19 protein-coding genes are annotated in these 21,517 nt (G+C 72.0%); 13 read left to right on the forward strand and 6 right to left on the reverse strand.

Going from position 1 to position 21,517, the window contains the following annotated elements:
• The first annotated feature begins 162 nt into the window (after window positions 1-162).
• Genes ACGF3A_RS00615 through ACGF3A_RS00625 form a run of 3 tightly spaced genes read left to right on the forward strand, consistent with a single transcriptional unit; the run spans window position 163 to window position 3,294 of the window.
• The gene (locus tag ACGF3A_RS00615; RefSeq protein ID WP_393724334.1) at window positions 163-1,410 is read left to right on the forward strand and encodes a DUF2092 domain-containing protein; all 1,248 of its coding nucleotides are present in this window, start codon (window positions 163-165) and stop codon (window positions 1,408-1,410) included.
• A gap of 26 nt (window positions 1,411-1,436) precedes the next feature.
• Entirely contained in the window at window positions 1,437-2,408 is a 972-nt protein-coding gene (locus ACGF3A_RS00620) for an ATP-binding cassette domain-containing protein (protein WP_393724335.1), read from the forward strand.
• Entirely contained in the window at window positions 2,395-3,294 is a 900-nt protein-coding gene (locus ACGF3A_RS00625) for an ABC transporter permease (protein ID WP_393724337.1), read from the forward strand. The genes ACGF3A_RS00620 and ACGF3A_RS00625 overlap by 14 nt, the downstream gene beginning before the upstream one ends.
• Before the next feature lie 334 nt (window positions 3,295-3,628).
• On the opposite strand, the gene rarD is transcribed toward ACGF3A_RS00625, so the two are convergent.
• The 6 genes from rarD to ACGF3A_RS00655 form a co-directional block, all read right to left on the reverse strand.
• Complete coding sequence (gene rarD, locus ACGF3A_RS00630) at window positions 3,629-4,630, reverse strand: EamA family transporter RarD (protein ID WP_393724339.1); 1,002 nt, start codon at window positions 4,628-4,630, stop codon at window positions 3,629-3,631.
• Window positions 4,631-4,799: 169 nt separating this feature from the next.
• Window positions 4,800-5,816: a 2-oxoacid:ferredoxin oxidoreductase subunit beta gene (locus ACGF3A_RS00635; RefSeq protein ID WP_393727063.1), complete on the reverse strand. Its 1,017-nt coding sequence runs from the start codon at window positions 5,814-5,816 to the stop codon at window positions 4,800-4,802.
• 103 nt (window positions 5,817-5,919) lie between these two features.
• Entirely contained in the window at window positions 5,920-7,848 is a 1,929-nt protein-coding gene (locus ACGF3A_RS00640) for a 2-oxoacid:acceptor oxidoreductase subunit alpha (protein WP_393724341.1), read from the reverse strand.
• A gap of 213 nt (window positions 7,849-8,061) precedes the next feature.
• Window positions 8,062-8,721: a LuxR C-terminal-related transcriptional regulator gene (locus ACGF3A_RS00645; RefSeq protein WP_393727065.1), complete on the reverse strand. Its 660-nt coding sequence runs from the start codon at window positions 8,719-8,721 to the stop codon at window positions 8,062-8,064.
• 153 nt (window positions 8,722-8,874) lie between these two features.
• Window positions 8,875-10,218 carry a sensor histidine kinase gene (locus tag ACGF3A_RS00650; RefSeq protein WP_393724343.1) on the reverse strand — a complete coding sequence of 448 codons (1,344 nt, stop codon included), beginning with the start codon at window positions 10,216-10,218 and terminating at the stop codon, window positions 8,875-8,877.
• Complete coding sequence (locus tag ACGF3A_RS00655; RefSeq protein WP_393724345.1) at window positions 10,215-11,405, reverse strand: sensor histidine kinase; 1,191 nt, start codon at window positions 11,403-11,405, stop codon at window positions 10,215-10,217. Before ACGF3A_RS00655 ends, ACGF3A_RS00650 begins: the two co-directional genes overlap by 4 nt.
• Window positions 11,406-11,627: 222 nt before the next feature.
• Here ACGF3A_RS00655 and ACGF3A_RS00660 point away from each other — a divergent pair, with 222 nt between their 5' ends.
• The 10 genes from ACGF3A_RS00660 (at window position 11,628) to ACGF3A_RS00705 (ending at window position 21,430) form a co-directional block, all read left to right on the forward strand.
• On the forward strand, window positions 11,628-11,999 hold the full coding sequence (locus tag ACGF3A_RS00660; protein WP_393724347.1) for an NADH-quinone oxidoreductase subunit A: 372 nt from the start codon (window positions 11,628-11,630) through the stop codon (window positions 11,997-11,999).
• Window positions 11,990-12,640: an NADH-quinone oxidoreductase subunit B gene (locus tag ACGF3A_RS00665; protein ID WP_393724349.1), complete on the forward strand. Its 651-nt coding sequence runs from the start codon at window positions 11,990-11,992 to the stop codon at window positions 12,638-12,640. The genes ACGF3A_RS00660 and ACGF3A_RS00665 overlap by 10 nt, the downstream gene beginning before the upstream one ends.
• Window positions 12,637-13,689 (forward strand): NADH-quinone oxidoreductase subunit C, encoded by a 1,053-nt coding sequence (locus ACGF3A_RS00670; protein ID WP_393724351.1) that lies wholly within the window; start codon window positions 12,637-12,639, stop codon window positions 13,687-13,689. The genes ACGF3A_RS00665 and ACGF3A_RS00670 overlap by 4 nt, the downstream gene beginning before the upstream one ends.
• On the forward strand, window positions 13,686-14,654 hold the full coding sequence (locus ACGF3A_RS00675) for an NADH-quinone oxidoreductase subunit H (protein ID WP_393727067.1): 969 nt from the start codon (window positions 13,686-13,688) through the stop codon (window positions 14,652-14,654). The genes ACGF3A_RS00670 and ACGF3A_RS00675 overlap by 4 nt, the downstream gene beginning before the upstream one ends.
• 68 nt (window positions 14,655-14,722) lie before the next feature.
• The gene (locus tag ACGF3A_RS00680) at window positions 14,723-15,280 is read left to right on the forward strand and encodes a 4Fe-4S binding protein (RefSeq protein WP_393727069.1); all 558 of its coding nucleotides are present in this window, start codon (window positions 14,723-14,725) and stop codon (window positions 15,278-15,280) included.
• 8 nt (window positions 15,281-15,288) lie between these two features.
• The gene (locus tag ACGF3A_RS00685) at window positions 15,289-15,837 is read left to right on the forward strand and encodes an NADH-quinone oxidoreductase subunit J (RefSeq protein WP_393727071.1); all 549 of its coding nucleotides are present in this window, start codon (window positions 15,289-15,291) and stop codon (window positions 15,835-15,837) included.
• The gene (gene nuoK, locus ACGF3A_RS00690; RefSeq protein WP_393724353.1) at window positions 15,837-16,268 is read left to right on the forward strand and encodes an NADH-quinone oxidoreductase subunit NuoK; all 432 of its coding nucleotides are present in this window, start codon (window positions 15,837-15,839) and stop codon (window positions 16,266-16,268) included. The genes ACGF3A_RS00685 and nuoK overlap by 1 nt, the downstream gene beginning before the upstream one ends.
• Window positions 16,265-18,262 (forward strand): NADH-quinone oxidoreductase subunit L, encoded by a 1,998-nt coding sequence (locus tag ACGF3A_RS00695; protein WP_393724355.1) that lies wholly within the window; start codon window positions 16,265-16,267, stop codon window positions 18,260-18,262. The genes nuoK and ACGF3A_RS00695 overlap by 4 nt, the downstream gene beginning before the upstream one ends.
• A gap of 28 nt (window positions 18,263-18,290) precedes the next feature.
• A complete protein-coding gene (locus tag ACGF3A_RS00700) occupies window positions 18,291-19,871 on the forward strand; it encodes a NuoM family protein (RefSeq protein WP_393727072.1) in 1,581 nt (526 codons plus the stop codon).
• Window positions 19,868-21,430 carry an NADH-quinone oxidoreductase subunit N gene (locus tag ACGF3A_RS00705; RefSeq protein ID WP_393724357.1) on the forward strand — a complete coding sequence of 521 codons (1,563 nt, stop codon included), beginning with the start codon at window positions 19,868-19,870 and terminating at the stop codon, window positions 21,428-21,430. Before ACGF3A_RS00700 ends, ACGF3A_RS00705 begins: the two co-directional genes overlap by 4 nt.
• Window positions 21,431-21,517 lie beyond the last annotated feature (87 nt).

The raw sequence follows: 21,517 nt of genomic DNA on the forward strand, positions 1-21,517 counted from the left end.
GTGGAGTTGCCCCCGTCGGCTGACGCCTTGTCCGGCTGGATTTGATGCCATGGACTCACACACCCCGCACCGATTCGGGTGAGAATGGCGGCAAGGGGTGGACGAGTGCGACGTTGCGACGTAAGAGAAGACCGCCGCCGACGACGGAGGTAGGACGTACACATGGCACAGATCCAACCGAGCAAGTCCCGGCGCAAGGCGTTCCGGTACGGCGTTCCGGTCGCCATCGCGGGCGTGGCGGCGGCCACCGTCGGCCTGGTGCCCGCGCTCGCCGACGCCGGTGACCCGGACCTGCCCAAGATCACGGCAGAGGAACTCGTGGCCAAGATGGCCAAGTCGGACGTCGACCAGGTCTCCGGCACCGTGAAGATCAGCACGGACCTCGGCCTGCCCTCCCTCCCCGGCGGCTCCGGAAGCCAGGGCGGCCCCTTCGGCGGGGGCGGCGGAGGCGGCGACGAGGAGGGCAAGGACGGCAAGGGCGAGAAGCCGTCCGCCGCGCCCCAGAAGAAGCTCACGGAGCTGGCCTCCGGCGAGCACACGCTCCGCGTCGCGGCCGACGGCCCCGACAAGCAGCGGGTGTCGATCGTCGAGGACGCCGCCGAGTACAGCCTGATCCACAACGCGGGCGACCTGTGGGCGTACGACAGCGGGAGCAACAGCGCCTGGCACGCCAAGGCGCCCAAGGGCGTCAAGGGCGGCAAGGCGGAGACCAAGCACGAGAAGATGCCGGACCTGACGCCGGAGAAGGCGGCGAAGGAGGCGCTGAAGGCGGCCGAGAAGTCCGGCACGTCGGCCTCCGTCGACGGCACGGCGAAGGTCGCGGGCCGCGACGCGTACCAGCTCGTGCTGACCCCGAAGGACGCACCCGACACCACCGTCGGCGAGATCCGCATCGCGGTGGACGCGGACAACGGGGCGCCGCTGAAGTTCTCGCTGACCCCGAAGAGCGGCGGCAAGGCCGTCGTCGACATCGGCTACAAGAAGGTCGACTTCGGCAAGCCCGACGGCGGCACCTTCGACTTCAAGCCCCCGAAGGGCACGAAGGTCACCGAGGAGAAGCTCGACAAGAAGGCCGACAGGGCAGCCCCGCAGGGCAAGCCCGACCTCTCCGGCCTCGACATCGTGGGCAAGGGCGCCACCTGGAACAAGGTCGCCAAGTTCGACACCGGTACGCTCGCGGGCTCCGTCGGCAAGGAGAACGGCGGCATGAAGGGCCTGGGCAAGGGCGAGTCGGCCCAGGCGGAGAAGCTGCTCGACAGCTTCACCGACGAGGCCAAGGGCGACTTCGGCACCGGCCGCGTCTTCAGCACCCGCCTGGTCAACGCCCTGATGACGGACGACGGGAAGGTCTACGTCGGCGCCGTCACCAAGGAGGGCCTGATCAAGGCCGCCGACGCGGACGCGAAGTAACAACCACCGAGGCAGAGGGGGACCGTATGGCCGAGCCGGCCGCCGACCGTAGCGACGGGACATCAGTGATCTCGACCCAGGGACTCACGAAGCGCTACCGAGGCGGTCAGCTCGCCGTCGACGCCCTCGACCTCACCGTGCCGCGCGGCAGCGTCTTCGGCTTCCTCGGGCCCAACGGCTCGGGGAAGACGACGACGATCCGGATGCTGCTCGGCCTGATCGAGCCGACCGAGGGCGGCGCCCGTCTTCTCGGCGAGCCCATGCCGCACGGCGCCCGCCGGGTGCTGCCTCGGGTCGGCGCCCTCATCGAGGGCCCCGCGCTCTACGGGTTCCTCAACGGCCGCGACAACCTGCTCCGGTTCGACGCCGCCGACCCCACCGCCGACCCCCGCACCCGCACGGCCCGCGTCGGCCGGGCGCTGGAGCGGGTCGGCCTCTCCGCCGCGGCGGGCAAGAAGGCCCGCGCGTACTCGCTGGGCATGAAGCAGCGCCTCGGCCTGGCCGCGGCCCTGCTCCAGCCGCGCGAGCTGCTCGTGCTGGACGAGCCGACCAACGGGCTCGACCCGCAGGGCATGCGCGAGATCCGCACCCTCGTCCGCGAGCTCGCGGGCGACGGGATCACCGTCTTCCTCTCCTCCCACCTCCTCGACGAGATCGAGCAGGTCTGCTCGCACACGGCCGTGATGAACCGGGGCCGCCTCGTCACGCAGGGCACCGTCGCCGAGATGTCGGCGGGCGCCCGCGGCAGACTGACCGTCACCACGCCCGACCCCGCCGACGCGCTCCGCGTCCTCAAGGAGCACGGCGTGACCGACCTGGAGTCGGACGGGGACCAGGTCACGGGCGACCTCCCCACCACCGACCCTCCGGACCTCGCCGACCTGAACGCCGCGCTCGTACGGGACGGCGTGCGCGTACGGGCCTTCGGCGTGGCGCGGGCCTCGCTGGAGGACGTCTTCGTCTCGCTCACCGGGGAGGGCTTCGATGTCGCAGGCTGAGAGCACCGCAGCGGAGGCCGACCCGCGCACTCCGAGCCCCCTCTGGTCGCTGGGACTCTTCCGCTCCGAGCTGGCCGTCACCTTCCGGCGCTGGCGCACCCTCGCGCTGCTCGCGGTGCTGGCCCTGGTGCCGGTGCTGGTCGGCATCGCCGTCAAGATCGAGACGAGCGACGGGGGCTCGGTCGGCGGCGGGGGCGGCGGGCAGGGCGGCGAGGGCCCCGCGTTCATCTCGCAGGTCACCAACAACGGCCTGTTCCTGGTCTTCACCTCGCTCGCGGCCACGCTGCCGTTCTTCCTGCCGATGGCCATCGGCGTGATCGCCGGTGACTCGATCGCGGGCGAGGCCAACGCGGGCACGCTGCGCTATCTGCTGGTCGCCCCCGCGGGGCGTACGCGCCTGTTGCTGGCGAAGTTCACGACCGTACTGACGTTCTGCCTGGCCGCCACGCTCGTCGTCGCGGTCTCGGCACTCGCGGTCGGCTCGCTCCTCTTCCCCGTCGGCGAGGTCACGCTGCTGTCCGGTACGACCGTCTCCTTCGCGGAGGGGCTGGCCCGCGCGCTCTTCATCGCGGTCCTGGTCGCCGCGTCACTGGTGGGGCTGGCGGCGCTCGGGCTCTTCATCTCGACGCTCACCAACAGCGGCATCGCCGCGATGGCCGCGACCGTCGGGCTGCTGATCACGGTCCAGATCGTCAACACGATCCCGCAGCTGCACGACGTCCACCCGTACCTCTTCCCGAACTACTGGCTGAGCTTCTCGGACGTCCTGCGCGACCCCGTCTACTGGGACGACTTGATCAAGAACCTCGGCCTCCAGGCCCTCTACGGAGCGATCTTCGGCTCCGCCGCCTGGGCCCGCTTCACGAACCGCGACATCACGGCGTAGGACCGCACCCCGAGAACCGTGCCCCGAAGGGGCGCGGGGCTGTGCCGATATGCGGCTCCGCCGCGCGGGCGCGACCAGCGCGCCGAGGGCCGCGCCCCGAAGGGGCGCGGGGAACTGCGCGACCGGCCACGATGCACCTGCGGTCGGCCGCGCGCCGGACGGGGCAGCCCGTGCTCCGCACCGGGAAAGAGGGCTCGGGGCCGTGCCCCGAAGGGGCGCGGGGAACTGCGCGACCGGCCACGACGCACCTGTGGTCGGTGGCGTGCCGGACGGGGCAGCTCGTGTTCCGCACGGGGAAAGAGGGCTCGGGGCCGTGCCCCGAGCGGGCGTCCGGCTAGCGCGTAGGCGCGGCGGAGGGCTGGCCGGAGTCCGGGCCAGGGGCCTGGGCCTGTGGGGCCGAGCTCTCTTGCACGGCTGCCGCCTCCGCGGCGGCGGCGCGGAGGGCGGCCCGGCCGCGCCGCGCCGTGCGCAGTGCGTCCCAGGTCAGCAGGACCAGCGCGGCCCAGACGAGCGCGAAGCCCGCCCAGCGCTCGGGCGGCATCTCCTCGTGGAAGACGGTGATGCCGAGGACGAACATGAAGGCGGGCGCCATGTACTGGAGCAGCCCGATGGTGGAGAGCGGCAGCCGTACGGCGGCGGCGCCGAAGAAGATCAGCGGCAGTGCGGTGGCCGCGCCGGAGAGGACCAGCAGGAGGGTGTGGGCCGCGCCGTCGGTCGTGAGGGTCGACTCGCCGCGTGCCCCGAGGTAGATCAGGAAGCCGAGCGCGGGCAGGAACTGCATCATCGTCTCGGCGCTGAACCCCTCGACCCCGTCGAGCTTGACCTTCTTCTTCACGAGCCCGTACGTGGCGAAGCTGAAGGCCAGGGTGAGCGAGACCCACGGCAGCTTGCCGTAGGCGAACGTCATCACGACCACGGCGAGCACGCCGACGCCCACGGCCACCCACTGCGCGACGCGCAGCCGCTCGCGGAGCAGCAGGACGCCGAAGGCGATGGAGACCAGCGGGTTGATGAAGTAGCCGAGGGACGCCTCGATGACCCGGCCGGAGTTGACCGACCAGATGTAGAGCCCCCAGTTCGCGGAGATCACGCAGGCGGCCAGCAGGATCAGGGCGAGCTTCTTCGGCTCGCGCAGCAGCGGGCGTATCCAGGACCAGCGGCGCAGCAGCGCGAGGATCAGCAGCGCGGTCGGCAGCGACCACACCATGCGGTTGGCCAGCACCTCGGAGGCCCCGGTGTCCTGGAGCAGGTGCCAGTAGAGGGGGAGCAGTCCCCACATCCCGTACGCCGCGAAGCCGTAACTCAGGCCCGCCTTCTGCGTCCCCTGCGTCCCCATGGAGGGCCCCCTCTCTCGCCGTGCCCTCCGGCACGGTAACGGAAGACGGGCACCCCTGTCAGTTCCGTCTTGCGTTATGGTCCTGTCGGCCACAGCCCGGAGACGTGGCACGGGAAAGTGCCCGGCCCCTCCGAGGAGGAACCGGGCACTTCAAGGGTGGTCGGCGGGCTCAGCCCACGACTGTCCAGGTGTCGTTCCCGTGCAGCAGTGCGGCCAGGTCGCCCTTGCCGTTCTGCTCCACCGCGCGGTCGAGCTGCTCGGCCATCTCCGTGTCGTACACGGGACGGCGGACGCTGCGCAGCACGCCGATCGGCGTGTGGTGCAGGGTGTCCGGGTCGGCCAGCCGCGAGAGCGCGAAGGCCGTGCCGGGGGAGTCGGCGGCGGCGTCGTGGACGAGGACGTCCGCCGTGCCCTCCTCGCGTACGTCGACGATGCGCAGCTCGCCGGAGGCCGGGTCGCGCACGACGCCCTGGGAGCCGAGCCCGTCCTCGGCCGGCGTCCCGAAGCGGATCGGCTCGCCGTGCTCCAGCCGGATCACGGCCTCCTGCGCCTTCTCCTTGTCCTTGAGGACCTCGAACGCGCCGTCGTTGAAGATGTTGCAGTTCTGGTAGATCTCCACCAGCGCCGTGCCCGGGTGGTCGGCGGCGGCGCGCAGCACCGAGGTGAGGTGCTTGCGGTCCGAGTCGACCGTGCGGGCCACGAAGCTCGCCTCGGCGCCGAGCGCCAGCGACACCGGGTTGAACGGCGCGTCGAGCGAGCCCATCGGCGTCGACTTGGTGATCTTCCCGGCCTCGGAGGTCGGGCTGTACTGGCCCTTCGTCAGGCCGTAGATCCGGTTGTTGAAGAGCAGGATCTTCAGGTTCACGTTCCGCCGCAGCGCGTGGATCAGGTGGTTGCCCCCGATCGACAGCGCGTCGCCGTCACCCGTGACCACCCACACGCTCAGGTCCCGTCGCGACGAGGCGAGTCCGGTGGCGATGGACGGGGCGCGTCCGTGGATCGAGTGCATCCCGTACGTGTTCATGTAGTACGGGAAGCGGGAGGAGCAGCCGATGCCCGAGACGAAGACGATGTTCTCCTTCGCCAGGCCGAGTTCGGGCATGAAGCCCTGGACGGCGGCGAGCACCGCGTAGTCGCCGCAGCCGGGACACCAGCGGACCTCCTGGTCCGACTTGAAGTCCTTCATCGTCTGCTTGCCCACGGCCCGGGGCACGAGCGAGAGGGCCTCCGGGCCCTTGGTGTCGGCCTCCTCGGTCAGAGGAGCCTCCTCCGCGAGACCTGTCGAAGTCTCAGCCATGGGTGATGGCCTCCTTGAGAGCTGTCGCGAGCTGCTCAGCCTTGAAGGGCATGCCGTTGACCTGCGTGTACGACTGCGCGTCGACCAGGTACCTGGCACGGATGAGGGTGGCCAGCTGCCCGAGGTTCATCTCCGGCACGACCACCTTGTCGTAACGCCGCAGCACGTCGCCCAGATTCCGGGGGAACGGGTTCAGATGACGCAGATGGGCCTGCGCGATCTGTCCCCCCGCGTTCCGGATCCGGCGCACGGCGGCCGTGATCGGCCCGTACGTGGAGCCCCAGCCCAGGACCAGGAGCCCGGCGTCTCCCGTGGGGTCGCTGACCTCCAGGTCCGGGACCTCGATGCCGTCGGTCTTGGCCTGCCGGGTGCGGACCATGAACTCGTGGTTCGCCGGGTCGTACGAGATGTTGCCCGTGCCGTCCTGCTTCTCGATGCCGCCGATGCGGTGCTCCAGGCCGGGAGTGCCGGGCACCGCCCAGGGGCGGGCGAGCGTGTGCGGGTCGCGCTTGTACGGCCAGAAGACCTCGGTACCGTCGTCCAGCACGTGGTTGGTGCCCGAGGCGAACTGCGTGCGCAGGTCGGGGAGTTCGTCGGCGTCGGGGATCCGCCAGGGCTCCGAGCCGTTGGCGAGGTAGCCGTCGGAGAGCAGGAAGACCGGCGTCCGGTACGTGAGCGCGATCCGGGCCGCGTCCAGGGCCGCCGTGAAGCAGTCGGCGGGCGTCGACGGGGCCACGATCGGCACCGGGGCCTCGCCGTTGCGCCCGTACATCGCCTGCAGCAGGTCGGCCTGCTCGGTCTTGGTGGGCAGCCCGGTGGAGGGGCCGCCGCGCTGGATGTCGATGATCAGCAGCGGCAGTTCGAGGCTGACCGCGAGGCCGATGGTCTCGGACTTCAGCGCCACGCCGGGCCCCGAGGTCGTCGTCACGCCCAGCGAGCCGCCGAAGGAGGCGCCGAGCGCCGCGCCGATACCGGCGATCTCGTCCTCGGCCTGGAAGGTGCGGACGCCGAAGTTCTTGTGCTTGCTCAGCTCGTGCAGCACGTCGGAGGCCGGGGTGATCGGGTACGAGCCGAGGAAGAGCGGAAGATCCGCTTTCTGAGACGCGGCGACCAGTCCGTAGGACAGCGCCAGGTTCCCCGAGATGTTCCGGTAGGTGCCGGGCGGGAACGCGCTGGACGCCGGGGCCACCTCGTACGAGACGGCGAAGTCCTCGGTCGTCTCGCCGAAGTTCCAGCCCGCGCGGAACGCCGCGATGTTCGCCTCGGCGACCGTCGGCTTCTTCGCGAACTTCGAGCGCAGGAACGCCTCGGTCTGCTCGGTGGGCCGGTGGTACATCCAGGACAGCAGACCCAGCGCGAACATGTTCTTCGACCGGCCCGCCTCCTTGCGGCCCAGCTCGTACTCCTTCAGCGCCTCGACCGTGAGCGTGGTGAGCGGCACCTGATGGACGCTGTAGCCGTCCAGGGAGCCGTCCTCCAGCGGACTCGTGTCGTAGCCGACCTTCGCCATCGCGCGCTTGGTGAACTCGTCCGTGTTGACGATGATCTCCGCGCCGCGCGGCACGTCGGCGATGTTCGCCTTCAGCGCCGCCGGGTTCATGGCCACCAGGACGTTCGGGGCGTCGCCCGGCGTCAGGATGTCGTGGTCGGCGAAGTGCAGCTGGAAGCTGGAGACGCCCGGCAGGGTGCCCGCGGGGGCACGGATCTCGGCCGGGAAGTTCGGCAGCGTCGAGAGATCGTTGCCGAACGAGGCCGTTTCGGACGTGAAGCGGTCGCCCGTCAACTGCATGCCGTCGCCGGAGTCTCCCGCGAACCGGATGATCACCCGGTCCAGGCGCCTGACCTCCTTGTCCTGCCCGCTGTCCTGCCCTCTCTCAGGGCCGGACTGATGCCCGACTGGGCTACTGACCTGACTGGTCACGGTGGATCGGACCTCCCTCAAGGCGGCGGCTCGCCAGCCATCGTACGTCGCTAAGGGTTGCCTTCCCGAAGGTGATCCCATGCTGGACAGCTTTTTGAGACGCCCTGTCGCAGTGCACTGCCACGCTCGCTCCACCCCCTGGAGTGCTCCTCAAGCTCTCCGTTTCCCCGGACGGCGCGGGACGGGCCGACGGCGCGACCCGCGCCGCCCCCGCTAAGAATTCAGGTACGTCAGCACCGCGAGGACCCTCCGGTGATCCGCGTCACTCTGCGAGAGGCCCAGCTTCAGGAAGATGTTGCTGACGTGCTTCTCTACGGCTCCGTGGCTCACCACGAGCTGCCGGGCGATCGCGGAATTCGTCCGCCCCTCGGCCATCAGGCCCAGCACCTCCCGCTCCCGCGGGGTGAGACCGGCGAGCACGTCCTGCTTGCGGCTGCGCCCGAGAAGCTGCGCGACCACCTCCGGGTCGAGCGCCGTCCCGCCCTGGGCGACACGGGCGACCGCGTCCACGAACTCACGCACTTCGGCTACCCGGTCCTTGAGGAGATAGCCGACCCCGCGGCTGGATCCGGCCAGCAGCTCCGTCGCGTACTGCTCCTCCACGTACTGGGACAGGACCAGCACACCCAGGTCCCCGTGCGTCTCCCGCAGCTGGACGGCCGCGCGCACGCCCTCGTCCGTGTGCGTCGGCGGCATCCGCACGTCCGCCACGACCACGTCGGGCAGCTGCCCCGCGTCGGCGAACTCGGCGACGGTCTTCACCAGCGCGTCCCCGTCACCGACCCCGGCCACGACCTCGTACCCCCGGTCCGTGAGCAGCCGGGTCAGCCCCTCCCGGAGCAGCACCGAGTCCTCCGCGATGACCACGCGCACCCTGTCCTCCGCGCTCTCCATCTACCCGGCCCCCCTGAAGCGTGTCCCCTTCCCACCAGCATCCCAGATCCGCCGCTCCCCGGGGGCCGGGCGCCGCGACATACGGCGGATCTACGGCTGCTGATTCCGCTGCTCGTTCCGCTGCTCGTTCCGCTACTGGTCCCGCCAGGGCAGTTCGGCGGTGATGGTGGTGGGTCCGCCGGCGGGGGAGTCGAGGACGAGGAGTCCGTCGACGGCGTCGAGCCGCTCGGCCAGCCCCGCGAGCCCGGAGCCGGAGTCCGCGGTGGCCCCGCCCTTCCCGTTGTCGGACACCTGGAGCATGAGGCGGTCCTTGCTCCGCCACAGCTCGACCTCGGCACGGGTGGCGCCGCTGTGCTTGCTGACGTTCTGCAGCAGCTCCGAGACCGTGAAGTAGGTGATGCCCTCGATGGCCGCCACCGGCCTCTCGCCCAGATCCGTCGTGACGGTGACGGGGACGGTGCAGCGGGCGGCGAGGGCGGAGAGTGCGGGGCCGAGGCCGCGGTCGGTGAGGATGGCGGGGTGGATGCCGCGGGCGAGGTCGCGGAGTTCCTGGAGGGCGAGTTTCACTTCGCCGTGGGCCTCGTCGACCATTTTGGCGGCGGCCTCGGGGTCTTCGAGGAGTTTCTCCTTCGCGAGGCCGAGACCCATGGCGAGGGCGACGAGGCGGGCCTGTGCGCCGTCGTGCAGGTCCCGTTCGATACGGCGCAGGTCCGCGGCGGCGGTGTCCACCACCGCACCCCGGTCCGACTCCAGCTCCCACACCCGCGTCGCCAGCCGCGAGGGGCCCAGCAGCCCGATGACGAGCATCCGGTCGACCTGGCTCAGACCCCGTACCAGCCACGGCGTCAGCAGCACCAGCAGCAGCCCGATCACGGTGACGGCCAGCACCTCCGGCGGCGTGTCCAGCACCTCCCCGCCCTGGCCGCTCCGGGCGCCGATCTGCAGCCCCTCGCGGAACTGGAGGGCGTCGCGGTCCCGGTTGTGGAAGAGCCACTGCCAGGCCGGGAAGAGCAGCATCAGCCAGCCGTGGAACGCGACCAGCGCGGTGAGCGTGAAGCTCAGCATCGCCCACGGCAGATGGAGCAGCGCGTAGAGCAGGTGCCGCCACGAGACCCCGCTGCGCAGCGTCGCGCCCATCCACGCCATCGGCCCGCGCGACCGCTGGAGCGCCCGTACGGGCTCGGGCTCGGCGACGTCCAGGCCCAGCAGCGCGCGGGCCCGGATCCGTTCGAGATGGCCCAGGCCGCGCGCCCCCGCGAGCCCGGCGGCGAGCACCGGGACCCCGAGGAAGGTGATCAGCAGCCCGGCGCCGGTGAAGAGCATCGTGACGGCGTAGGCGAAGGTGATGACGGCGAGCGGCAGCCCGGAGACCACGTACAGCAGCTCGCGCAGGGCGCGGCGCTCGAACGGGGCGCGCAGCGCCGCACGCCCGGCGCGCACCACGCCGGGCCAGGAGGTGAGGGTTGTCGCGCTCATGCTGTCGCTCCCTGGTCCCGCTGATCCCACCAGGGGAGTTCGGCGGTGATGGTGGTGGGGCCGCCGGTGGGCGAGTCGAGGACGAGGAGTCCGTCGACGGAGTCGAGGCGTTCGGCCAGTCCCGCGAGCCCGGAGCCCGGCTCGGCGGTGGCGCCGCCCTCGCCGTCGTCCCGCACCTGGACGAGCAGCCGCTGGTCCGAACGCCACACCTCGACGCCCGCGCCGCGCGCCCCGCTGTGCTTGCTGACGTTCTGCAGCAGCTCGGACGTCGTGAAGTAGGCGATGCCCTCGATGGCGGGGGCGGGGCGGTGGGTGAGGTCGGTGGTGACGGTGACGGGGACGGTGCAGCGGGCGGCGAGGGCGGAGAGTGCGGGGCCGAGTCCTCGGTCGGTGAGGATGGCGGGGTGGATGCCGCGGGCGAGGTCGCGGAGTTCCTGGAGGGCGAGTTTCACTTCGCCGTGGGCCTCATCGACCATTTTGGCGGCGGCCTCGGGGTCTTCGAGGAGTTTCTCCTTGGCGAGACCGAGGTCCATGGCGAGGGCGACGAGGCGGGCCTGTGCGCCGTCGTGCAGGTCCCGTTCGATACGGCGCAGGTCCGCCGCGGCGGTGTCCACCACCGCACCCCGGTCCGACTCCAGCTCGGCGACGCGCCGCTCCAGCTCGTCCGAGGGCGCCAGCAGCGTGCGGACCATCAGCCGGTCCACGTTCGTCAGCCCCCGCGCCACCCACGGCAGCACCGGCCAGGCCACCACCAGGGACGGGAGCGTCACGCAGAACGTCAGCCAGCCCCACGGGAAGCGCACGAACGAGTACAGGATCTGCCGCCAGCCGACCGGGTCCTTCAGCCGCGTCCACACCCACTGCAGGGGGCCCCGCCGCGTGTCGGGCAGCGGGCTCGGCTCGTCGATCCGCACCCGCAGCAGCAGCCGTGCCCGCGCCCGCTCGAACTTGCCGATCTGCCGGGCGCCGATCAGCCCCACCGCCAGCAGCGGCAGCCCGACGGTGGTGACCGAGAGGAAGGCGCCGGACCACAGCAGCGTCACGACGTAGAGGAAGGCGAGCGAGTCGACCACCGGGTTGGTCAGCAGGTGCACGACCTCGCGGCACGTCTGCGCGGAGAGGGCGGCCCGGGGCGGCGGCAGCGGCAGCCCGTCGGCGGGGGCGGGACTCGGGGGACTCGCGGTCATACGCCCCAGCCTGCCCCGCCGCCTTTGGCGACGCTATGGGGTCCCTTGGTGAGGTGGGGTGGGGTTAACCCCACCCCGCGTGGGAGCGTGTGCCGAAGAGCGCGTGAACGGAGCCGAACGGAGTGTGACGCGGCGGTGCTCGCGGCAGCGGGCAGGGCCTAGACTCCCGTGCGTACAGATCCTCGAACAGCACCACTCACCACACACACCACAGGGGCGGACGTGCCGGACTACTTCCACGGCTACTCGGTCGTCGGGCTGGTCGCGGTGGTCGGGGTGCTCTTCGTGACCGTGGCCTTCGCCGCGGGACGGCTGCTGCGGCCCGTGGTGCCCACCCGGGAGAAGATGCTGACGTACGAGTGCGGCGTCGACCCGGTCGGCGAGGGCTGGGCCCACACCCAGGTCCGCTACTACGTCTACAGCTTCCTGTACGTCATCTTCGCCGTCGACTCCGTCTTCCTCTTCCCCTGGGCGACGGTCTTCGCCGCGCCGGGGTTCGGCGGGATCACCCTGGTGGAGATGTTCATCTTCCTCGGCTTCCTCGCCGTCGGCCTGCTGTACGCGTACAAGAAGGGCGTCCTGGAATGGACGTAAGCGGAACGAACACCGGCGCCTCGCGGCCCGTCGACCTGGCGCCCCCGGCCCGGCTGGGCACGCTCGCCCGGCTGGCCCCGGAGCCCATGAAGGTCGTCCTCAACTGGGGCCGCCGCTACAGCCTGTGGGTCTTCAACTTCGGGCTCGCCTGCTGCGCGATCGAGTTCATCGCCGCGTCGATGGCCCGGCACGACTTCATCCGGCTCGGCGTGATCCCGTTCGCCCCGGGTCCCCGGCAGGCCGACCTGATGGTCGTCTCCGGCACGGTCACGGACAAGATGGCCCCGGCCGTGAAGCGCCTCTACGAGCAGATGCCCGAGCCGAAGTACGTCATCTCCTTCGGCGCCTGCTCCAACTGCGGCGGGCCGTACTGGGACTCGTACTCCGTCACCAAGGGCGTCGACCAGATCATCCCCGTCGACGTCTACGTGCCGGGCTGCCCGCCCCGCCCGGAGGCGCTGCTCCAGGGCGTGCTGAAGCTCCAGGAGAAGATCGCCGCCGAGTCGACGTCCCACCGTTACGTCCCCAACGGGAACGGCAGGGGGAACGCCTCCGCGTCGGCGCTCACCAGCGGCCTGGTGCAACCCCCGCCGTCCCCGGGTACGCACGGCGGCGGCGAGAAGGAGGGCGAGGAACGGTGACCGAGCCCACGGATCCCGCTCCGGATCCCGCTCCGGAGTCCGCACCGGAGCCCGCCGGGGAACCAGCCCCGGAGCCCGCCCCGGAGCCCGCAGGTCCAGGCACCGTCGGGTGGCTGCCGGGCGGCGTCGAGGCGCTGTTCGGCGCGGGCGCCACCGCCGAGGACGCGTACGGGCTGCTGACCGTCGACGTCCCCGCCGAGTCCTGGCTCTCCGCCCTCCGCGTCGCGCGCGACGCGCTGGACTGCACCTTCTTCGACTGGCTCAGCGCCGTCGACGAACCCGGCACGGGCTTCCACGTCTGCGCCCACGTCGCCGCGCTCCCGGCCCCCGGCGAGCCGCTCCGGCGCCTGGTCGTCCGTACGACCGTGCCGCACGAGGCCCCCTCGCTCCCGACCGCCACCGCGATCTACGACGGTGCCTCCTGGCACGAGCGCGAGACCCACGAGATGTTCGGCGTCGACTTCCCCGACCACCCGGACCTCGCCCCGCTGCTGCTGCCCGAGGGCTTCGAGGGGCACCCGCTGCGCAAGGACTTCGTCCTCGCCGCGCGCGTCGCCAAGACCTGGCCGGGCGCGAAGGAGCCCGGCGAGTCCGGCCACGGCGGCCCGAAGCGCCGCACGATGCTTCCGCCCGGCGTCCCCGACCCCAACGAGTGGGGCCCGCTCAAGGGCCAGCTCCCCCCTGCCCCGTCCCGCCCGGCCCGCGGCCGCGCCGCCGCGGCCTCCGGCGAGCGCCCGGCCCGCCGCACCCGCTCGGCGGGCGACGGCTCCGCCACCCAGCGCCCGCCGCGCCGCGCCCGCTCGGCGACCGAGGGCTCGGCGAGCCAGCGCCCCGACGCCACCGCCCCCGCCCCCGAACCGGCCGAGCCGACGAAGCCGACGGAGTCGGCGGGCGAGGCCGCGGCCCCCCGCTCCACGGACGCCCCCTGGCACCACGACCGCCCGGCGTTCGAGGAGAAACCGGAGGGTGACAGCGGCAAGGACACCGGCAACGACAGCGACAGGGACACCGGCCAGGACACCGGCGACGCGAGAGGGGACGAAGGCTGATGGACGCGCTCGACGTCACGCTCCGCCTGGTCGCCGTGCTGCTCGCCTTCCTCGTCCTGCCCCTCCTCGTCGGTCAGACCGAGCACAAGGTCATGGCCCATATGCAGGGCCGCGTCGGCCCCATGTACGCGGGCGGCTTCCACGGCTGGGCCCAGCTCGTCGCCGACGGGGTGAAGTTCGCGCAGAAGGAGGACGTCGTCCCGAACGGCGCCGACCGGCGTATCTTCCAGCTCGCGCCCGCCGTCGCGCTCATCCCGTACCTCCTCGTCCTCGTCGCGATCCCCGTCTGGCCCGCGCCCGGCAACGGCGGCGTCGGGCAGGCGCTGGACGCGGGCATCTTCTTCGTCCTCGCCGTCATGGGCGTCGGCGTGCTCGGCTCGCTGATGGGCGGCTGGGCCTCCGCCAACAAGTTCTCCCTCCTCGGCGGCCTGCGCACCGCCGCCCAGCTCATGGCGTACGAGCTGCCGATGCTGCTCGCCGCCGCCTCCGTCACCATGGCCGCGGGCACCCTCTCCCTCCCTGGCATCCTGGACGCCTGGGAATGGTGGTGGCTGCCCTGGCAGCTCATCGGCGGCTTCGTCTTCTTCACGGCCGGACTGGCCGAGCTGCAGCGTCCCCCCTTCGACGCCCCCGTCGCCGACTCCGAGATCATCTTCGGTGCGTACACCGAGTACACCGGGCTGCGCTTCGCGCTCTTCCTCCTCGCCGAGTACGCGGGCATCGTCGTCCTCTCCGCGCTGACCGCCGTGCTCTTCCTCGGCGGCTGGCACGGCCCCTTCGCCGACCAGCTGGGCTGGCTCTGGACGCTGCTGAAGACCGCCGTCCTCGCCTTCGCCGTCATCTGGCTCCGCGTCAGCTACCCGAGGCTGCGCGAGGACCAGCTCCAGCGCGTGGCCTGGACGGCGCTCGTCCCCCTCGCCCTGCTCCAGATCGCCCTCACCGGCGTCGTCAAGGTGGTGATGTAGCCGTGTCCCGCCCGTCCGCCGTCTTCGGCTCCGGCCTCGCCAAGGGCCTGGCCGTCACCTTCCGCACGATGACGCGGCGCTCGCACACCACCCACTATCCGGACGCGCAGCCCGCGCTGCCGCCGCGCTCCCGGGGAGTGATCGGGCTCTTCGAGGAGAACTGCACGGTCTGCATGCTCTGCGCCCGCGAGTGCCCGGACTGGTGCATCTACATCGACTCCCACAAGGAGACGGTGCCCCCGGCCGCGCCCGGCGGACGCGAGCGCAGCCGCAACGTCCTCGACCGCTTCGCCATCGACTTCGCCCTGTGCATGTACTGCGGTATCTGCATCGAGGTCTGCCCTTTCGACGCGCTGTTCTGGTCGCCCGAGTTCGAGTACGCGGAGACGGACATCCACGAGCTGACCCACGAACGCGACCGGCTCCGCGAATGGATGTGGACGGTCCCCGAGCCGCCCGCCCTCGACCCCGCGGCCGAGGAGCCCAAGGAGATCGCCACCGCCCGCAAGGCGGCGGAGAAGGCAGCCGAGAAGGCCGCGGAGCAAGCAGCCGAGGCAGCCGAGTCAGCCGCCGCCCCGCAGGACGCCGCCGCTCCGCAGGACGAAGCGCGAGGTGAGCCCGAGTGACCCCGACGATGGGCCTCGCCGCCTCCCACCCCGGCTTCCTCTCCCCGACGGGCGTCGAGATCGTCTTCGTCCTCGTCGGACTCGTCACCCTCGGCGCCGCGCTCGTCACCGTCACCACCAAGCAGCTCGTGCACGCGGCCCTGTGGCTGGTGGCGGCGCTCGGCGGCATCGCCGTGGAGTACCTCCTCCTCACCGCGGAGTTCATCGCCTGGGTCCAGGTCCTGATCTACGTGGGCTCCGTCGTCGTCCTCCTCCTCTTCGGACTGATGCTCACCAGGGCGCCGATCGGCCGCTCGCCCGACGCCGACTCCGGCAACCGCTGGGTCGCCCTCGCCGTCGCGGCGGCCGCGGCCGCGACCCTCCTGACGGTCGTCATCGACGCCTTCCGCTCGACCTGGATCGACCTCGACGACTCGGTCGCGGGCTCCACCGAGGTCACCGGCATCGCCCTCTTCCGGCACTGGGTGCTGCCCTTCGAAGCGCTCTCCGTCCTCCTCCTCGCCGCCCTCGTGGGCGCGATCGTCCTCTCCCGGCGGCAGAAGGGGAGCGACCGCTGATGCATCTCGCCTATCCCGCCGTCCTGGCGGTGCTGCTCTTCTGCATCGGCCTCTACGGCGTCCTCGCGCGCCGGAACGCCATCCTCGTGCTGATGTCGGTCGAGCTGATGCTGAACGCGGTCAACCTCAACCTGGTCGCCTTCGACGTCTGGATCCGCGACAGCCTGCACGCGGGCCAGGCACTCACGCTCTTCACCATCGCCATCGCCGCGGCCGAGATCGGCATCGGTCTCGCCATCGTGCTGCTCGTCTACCGGAATCGGGGCAGCTCCGATGTCGACAGACTCAGGGACCTCCGTGAGGACGGGGGTCCGCCAGGGGGCAATCCCAGCGGCGGGTCCGACGATGAAGAAAGTCTCGCACCCGCCACTGACAACGCCCCCGAAAGCGGGCGTGACCAGGGGACTTCCGCAGGGAGGCAGCCCGCGTGAGCACCACGACCCTCGCCGTCCTCGTCCCCGTCCTGCCCTTCCTCGGCGCCCTCGCCGGGCTGCTCCTCGGCCGTAGCGCGCCCGGCTTCGCCCGGCCCCTCGCGGTGCTGCCCACGCTCGTCGCCACCGCCCTCGCGATCACCGTCGCGGTCCGCCAGGGCGGCGGCGCCCCGCTGCGCGCCGCGACCGAGCTGACCCCGACCGGCAACGAGGCGCTGCCCGTCCAGCTCGCCCTGCACCTCGACGGCTTCGCCGTCCTCGTCGCCGTGCTCGTCGGCACCGTCGCCACCTGCGTGCAGCTCTACTCCACGGGCTACCTCCGCGACGACCCCCGCTACCCCTCGTACGCCGCGCTCGTCTCCCTCTTCACCGCCGCGATGTTCCTCGTCGTCTACAGCGACGACCTCATCGTGCTGCTCGTGGGCTGGGAGATCATGGGCATCTGCTCGTACTTCCTCGTCGGGCACTACTGGGAGACGCCCGCCGCGCGCGCCGCCTCGCTCAAGGCGTTCCTCGTCACCAAGCTCGGCGACGTGCCGTTCCTCATCGGCATCCTCGCGCTCGCCTCCGACGCGGGCACCTTCCGGATCAGCGCGATCGTCACCCGCCTCACCTCGCCGCTCGCGGGCTTCGACCTCGATCACCCCACGCTGATCGCGGTGCTGCTGCTCGCCGGGGTCGCGGGCAAGTCCGCGCAGTTCCCGCTGCACTCCTGGCTGCCCGACGCGATGGCGGGCCCCACGCCGGTGTCGGCGCTGATCCACGCCGCGACGATGGTCGCCGCCGGGGTCTACTTCATCGCGCGGCTGCTGCCCGTCTTCACCGCCTCGGCCGCGGCCCTCGCGATCCTCGCGCTCGTCGCCGCCGTCACCATGACCGGCTCGGCGCTCGCCGCGCTCGCGCAGGACGACATCAAGCGCGTCCTCGCGTACTCGACCATCAGTCAGCTCGCCTACATGGCGGGCGCCCTCGCCGTCGCCGACCGGGGCGCGGCGGTCTTCCACCTGCTGTCCCACGGCGCGTTCAAGGCCCTGCTCTTCCTCGCCGCCGGGGTCGTCATCCACGCGGCGGGCACCAACTCCCTCACCGTCATGGCCCGCACGGGCGGCATCGCCAAGCGCGCCCCCGACGCGTACTGGACGATGAGCGTCGCGCTCCTCGCGCTCGCCGCGATCCCGCCGTTCGCGGGCTTCTTCTCCAAAGAGGCCGTTCTCGGCGCCGCCGAGCACGCCGCGTTCGGCGACGAGCACGGTGTCCCCGTGGGCGTCGGCTGGATCGTGCTGGTCGCGGGCCTGCTCACGGCCGTCCTGACCGCGGCATACGCGGTGCGGCTGTGGTTGTTGGCCTTCCGGGGTACGAACGCGACCGCGCCGCTCCGGCCCGACCCGGAGAAGGCCGCCGAACACGTGCCCGAGGACGTACCGCCGCAGGCCCCCGAGACCTTCGAGCCGACCCACCACCGCGAACCGGCCGTCATGACCGCCGTCCTGTGGCTGCTCGCCGTCCCCTCGCTGGCCTTCGGCCTCGCTTTCCCCGTGCTGCCCGACTGGTTCGACGGGGGCTCCCTCGCGCCGACCCTCACCACCTCGGTCCTCGCCACCGGCGTCGCCCTGGTCGGCGGCATCCTCACGTACGCGACCTGGCGGCACACCACCGCGCTGTCCGCCGCGCACCCGGAGGCCGACGCCGACCCGGGGCTGCTGCTCCTGGGACCGCTGCACCGGCACGCGGCGGCGGGCTTCCATCTGGACGCCGTCTACAGCGCGCTCGTCGTCCGTCCCGTCCAGGGCGCGGCGAAGCTCGTACGATTCCTCGACCGCGAGGTCGTCGACACCTACGTCAGCGGCGCGGGGCTCGGCCCCCGGCTGCTCGGAGCGGTCGTGCGGCGTACGCAGACCGGCAACGTACAGACCTATCTGAGCGCGCTGCTGGCGGGCTCCCTCGTGCTCGCCGTGGTCGCCGTCGTCGCGGCGGCCGGGAACGGAGGGGCGTGACCTCGTGATCACCCTGGACGACACCGTCATGCGGGCGCTGCTGCTGGCCGCCGTCGTGCTGCCGCTGCTCGGCGCCGCCGCGGCGCTGCTGCCCGCGCCGCCCGGACTGCGCGGCAGCGGGCCCGACCAGGCGGTGCTGCGCCACGGCGTGACCGTCACCGGCGTGGTGCTGGCCGCGACCGTCGTGCTCGCGCTCGGCTTCGACCACGACAACCCGGGCACCATGCAGGCCGAGTCGGACGTGAGCTGGATCCCGGCGCTGGGAATCCGCCTCCATTTCGGCGTGGACGGCGTCTCCCTGCCGCTGCTCGTGCTGACCGCGCTGCTGACGTTCCTGTGCGCGCTCTACAGCTACTTCAAGATGCCCGCCGGGCCGCGCCCCCAGGCCTTCGTCGCGCTGCTGCTGGTGCTGGAGTGCGGCACCCTGGCGACGTTCGCCGTGCTCGACCTGATGCTGTTCTTCCTGGCGTTCGAGATGGTGCTCATCCCGATGTACTTCCTCATCGCCCGCTGGGGCGGCGAGGGGAAGGCCCAGGCCGCCTGGAAGTTCATCCTCTACACGCTGCTCGGCTCCGTCGTGATGCTCCTCGGGCTGCTCGCCGTCGGCCTGAACGCCGAGGGCGGACCCACGTTCGACATGGTGCGGCTCGCCGAGCAGCACGGCGCCGGGCTGAGCCACACCACGCAGCTCGTCGCGGCGCTCGCCATCGGCCTGGGGCTCGCCGTCAAGGCGCCCATGTGGCCGCTGCACTCCTGGCTGCCCGACGCGCACACGGCGGCGCCCACGGTCGGCTCGGTGCTGCTGGCGGGCGTCCTGCTGAAGATGGGCACCTACGGGTTCGTCCGTATCCTGCTGCCCGCCGTGCCGGAGGGCGCCCAGACCTTCGCGCCGTACCTGGCGGCCTTCGCGGTCGTCGGCATCATCTACGGCTCGCTCGCCTGCCTCGCCCTCGCCCGGCGCGGCGCCAAGGGCGACCTGAAGCGCCTCATCGCCTTCTCCTCCGTCGGCCACATGGGCTTCGTCCTGCTCGGCATCGCCACCCTCACCCATACGGGCGTCAACGGCGCCCTGTTCGCGAACATCGCCCACGGCCTCATCACCGGGCTGCTCTTCTTCCTCGTCGGCGCCCTCAAGGACCGCGCGGGAACGACCGACCTGGACGCGCTGGCCGGTACGAGCGGAGCCGCCCTCTACGGGAAGGCGCCGCGGTTCGGGGGGCTGGTCGCCTTCGGCGCCGTCGCCTCCCTGGGGCTGCCGGGGCTCGCGGGCTTCTGGGGCGAACTGCTCGCCCTGCTGGGTGCCTTCCACCCGGCGGACGCGCTCAGCCGTCCCGCCTACCTGGTGTTCATGGCGCTCGGCGCCGTCGGCACCCTGCTGACCGCCGCCTACATGCTCGTCGTCGTCCGCCGCGTCTGCATGGGCGACCCGGGGGAGGCGCGCCCCGCGCCCCTCCCGCCGCTCGCGACCGTGCCGGACGTACGGCGCTACGAATACGCCGCCTGGACGCCCCTGGTCGTCCTCACCGTCCTCGCCGGTCTGTGGCCCGCCGCGCTCCTGGGGCTCACCGACCCGGCGGTGCAGAACCTCCTGCCAGGAGTGACCCGATGACGCCCGCGACCGAAGCCACCCTCCAGACGGTTCAGACGGCGGGTGCGGCACAGACCATCCAGTCCGTCGACTGGGTAGCCATCGCGCCGCCCGTCATCGCCGCCGTCGTCGCCCTGGTCGTGCTGGTCGCCGACCTCTTCCTGGACAACCGGCGCAAGCCCCTGCTGGGCTGGATCTCCCTCGCCGGTCTCGCCCTCGCGGGACTGTCGCTGATTCCGCTCATCGGGGAGAACAGGTCGACCTTCTGCCTGACGGGCGGGTCCGGCGGGTCCGGCGGGTCCGGCGCGTGCAGCTATGTGGCCGATCCGTTCGCCCTCGTCATCCAGTTCCTCGCCCTGGGCGGCGCCTTCGTGGCGGCCCTGCTGTCGGTGACGTCCGTGAAGGACGACAAGCTGCCCGAGGGCGAGTTCTGGTTCCTGCTGCTGTCCTCGGCGGCCGGTGCGGCGCTGCTGCCCGCGTCCCGGGATCTGGCCACTCTGGTCGTCGCTCTGGAAGTGGCGTCCCTTCCGGCCTTCGCGCTGGTCGGTCTGCGCAGAGGGGAGCGCCGTTCCTCCGAGGCGGCCCTGAAGTTCTTCCTGTCGTCCGTCACCGCGACGGCCGTGATGCTCATGGGCGTCAGCTTCGTCTACGCGGCCACCGGCAGCATGCACCTGGACGCCGTCGCCGAGGGCCTGCCCGCCACGGACAGCCGCCTGGGCACCCTGGCCACCACGGGCGTCGCGCTCACCCTGGTGGGCTTCGCCTTCAAGACGGCCGCCGTCCCGTTCCACTTCTGGGTGCCCGACACGTACGTCGGCGCGCCCCTTCCGGTCGCCGCGTACCTCTCGGTGGTCGGTAAGGCCGTCGGTTTCTCCGGGCTGATCCTCGTCACCCTGCGCGCCTTCCCCTCGTACGACCACGTGTGGGGCCCCGCGCTGGCCGTACTGGCGGCGCTCACCATGACCGTCGGCAACCTGGGCGCGCTCCGGCAGCGCCCGGACCGCGAGCACAGTGCCGTACGGCTGCTCGCCTGGTCCTCCGTCGGGCAGGCGGGCTATCTGCTCGTCCCGATCGCCGCCGCGGCCTGGACGGACGACCGGGACAGGGCCGTCGGCGCGACCGTCGCCTACGCGCTCATGTACGGCGTCGTGAACCTGGGCGCCTTCGCCGTCGCCGCCCTCGTCGGCCGTACGAGCGCGGCCAACCGGATCGGCAACTACCGGGGCCTCGTCTCCAGCCGCCCCCTGGCCGCGCTCTGCCTGGGCTTCTTCCTGCTCTGCCTGGCCGGACTGCCGCCGGGCGTGGTCGGCCTCTTCGCCAAGGTCACGGTCTTCGGCGCGGCGGTCGACGCGGGCCTGGGCTGGCTCGCGGTCGTCATGGCCGTGAACGTCGTGATCGCGCTCTACTACTACCTCCAGTGGACCGCCGTCCTCTTCCGTACGGACGGGCGCGAGGACGTGCCGCGCGTCGCGCCCTCCGGCGTCCTCACGGCGACCATCGCGGTGACGGCCGTCCTGGGCGTGGCCATCTCGGGCGCGCCCCAGCTCATCCTCCGCTTCGCGGACACGGCCCTCTTCTGACGGCGGCGCGGCCCCGCGCACCTGCCCGAGCGGTACTGCACCCGGGGGAACTGCGCCCGCCCGTGCTGCGTTGACCAGGCAGGGAAG

Origin of the sequence: Streptomyces sp. NPDC048172 (assembly GCF_043202595.1) — a bacterium.
In the GTDB taxonomy this organism is placed as follows: domain Bacteria; phylum Actinomycetota; class Actinomycetes; order Streptomycetales; family Streptomycetaceae; genus Streptomyces.

Bases quoted from the DNA above. Each gene is read 5' to 3' on its own strand.
- ACGF3A_RS00680 (WP_393727069.1), top strand. From the start codon at position 14,723: ATGACGCGGCGCTCGCACACCACCCACTATCCGGACGCGCAGCCCGCG.
- ACGF3A_RS00615 (WP_393724334.1), top strand. From the start codon at position 163: ATGGCACAGATCCAACCGAGCAAGTCCCGGCGCAAGGCGTTCCGGTAC.
- ACGF3A_RS00625 (WP_393724337.1), top strand. From the start codon at position 2,395: ATGTCGCAGGCTGAGAGCACCGCAGCGGAGGCCGACCCGCGCACTCCG.
- ACGF3A_RS00655 (WP_393724345.1), bottom strand. From the start codon at position 11,405: ATGACCGCGAGTCCCCCGAGTCCCGCCCCCGCCGACGGGCTGCCGCTG.
- nuoK (WP_393724353.1), top strand. From the start codon at position 15,837: ATGCATCTCGCCTATCCCGCCGTCCTGGCGGTGCTGCTCTTCTGCATC.
- rarD (WP_393724339.1), bottom strand. From the start codon at position 4,630: ATGGGGACGCAGGGGACGCAGAAGGCGGGCCTGAGTTACGGCTTCGCG.
- ACGF3A_RS00650 (WP_393724343.1), bottom strand. From the start codon at position 10,218: ATGAGCGCGACAACCCTCACCTCCTGGCCCGGCGTGGTGCGCGCCGGG.
- ACGF3A_RS00635 (WP_393727063.1), bottom strand. From the start codon at position 5,816: ATGAAGGACTTCAAGTCGGACCAGGAGGTCCGCTGGTGTCCCGGCTGC.
- ACGF3A_RS00665 (WP_393724349.1), top strand. From the start codon at position 11,990: ATGGACGTAAGCGGAACGAACACCGGCGCCTCGCGGCCCGTCGACCTG.
- ACGF3A_RS00685 (WP_393727071.1), top strand. From the start codon at position 15,289: ATGGGCCTCGCCGCCTCCCACCCCGGCTTCCTCTCCCCGACGGGCGTC.
- ACGF3A_RS00705 (WP_393724357.1), top strand. From the start codon at position 19,868: ATGACGCCCGCGACCGAAGCCACCCTCCAGACGGTTCAGACGGCGGGT.
- ACGF3A_RS00700 (WP_393727072.1), top strand. From the start codon at position 18,291: ATGCGGGCGCTGCTGCTGGCCGCCGTCGTGCTGCCGCTGCTCGGCGCC.
- ACGF3A_RS00620 (WP_393724335.1), top strand. From the start codon at position 1,437: ATGGCCGAGCCGGCCGCCGACCGTAGCGACGGGACATCAGTGATCTCG.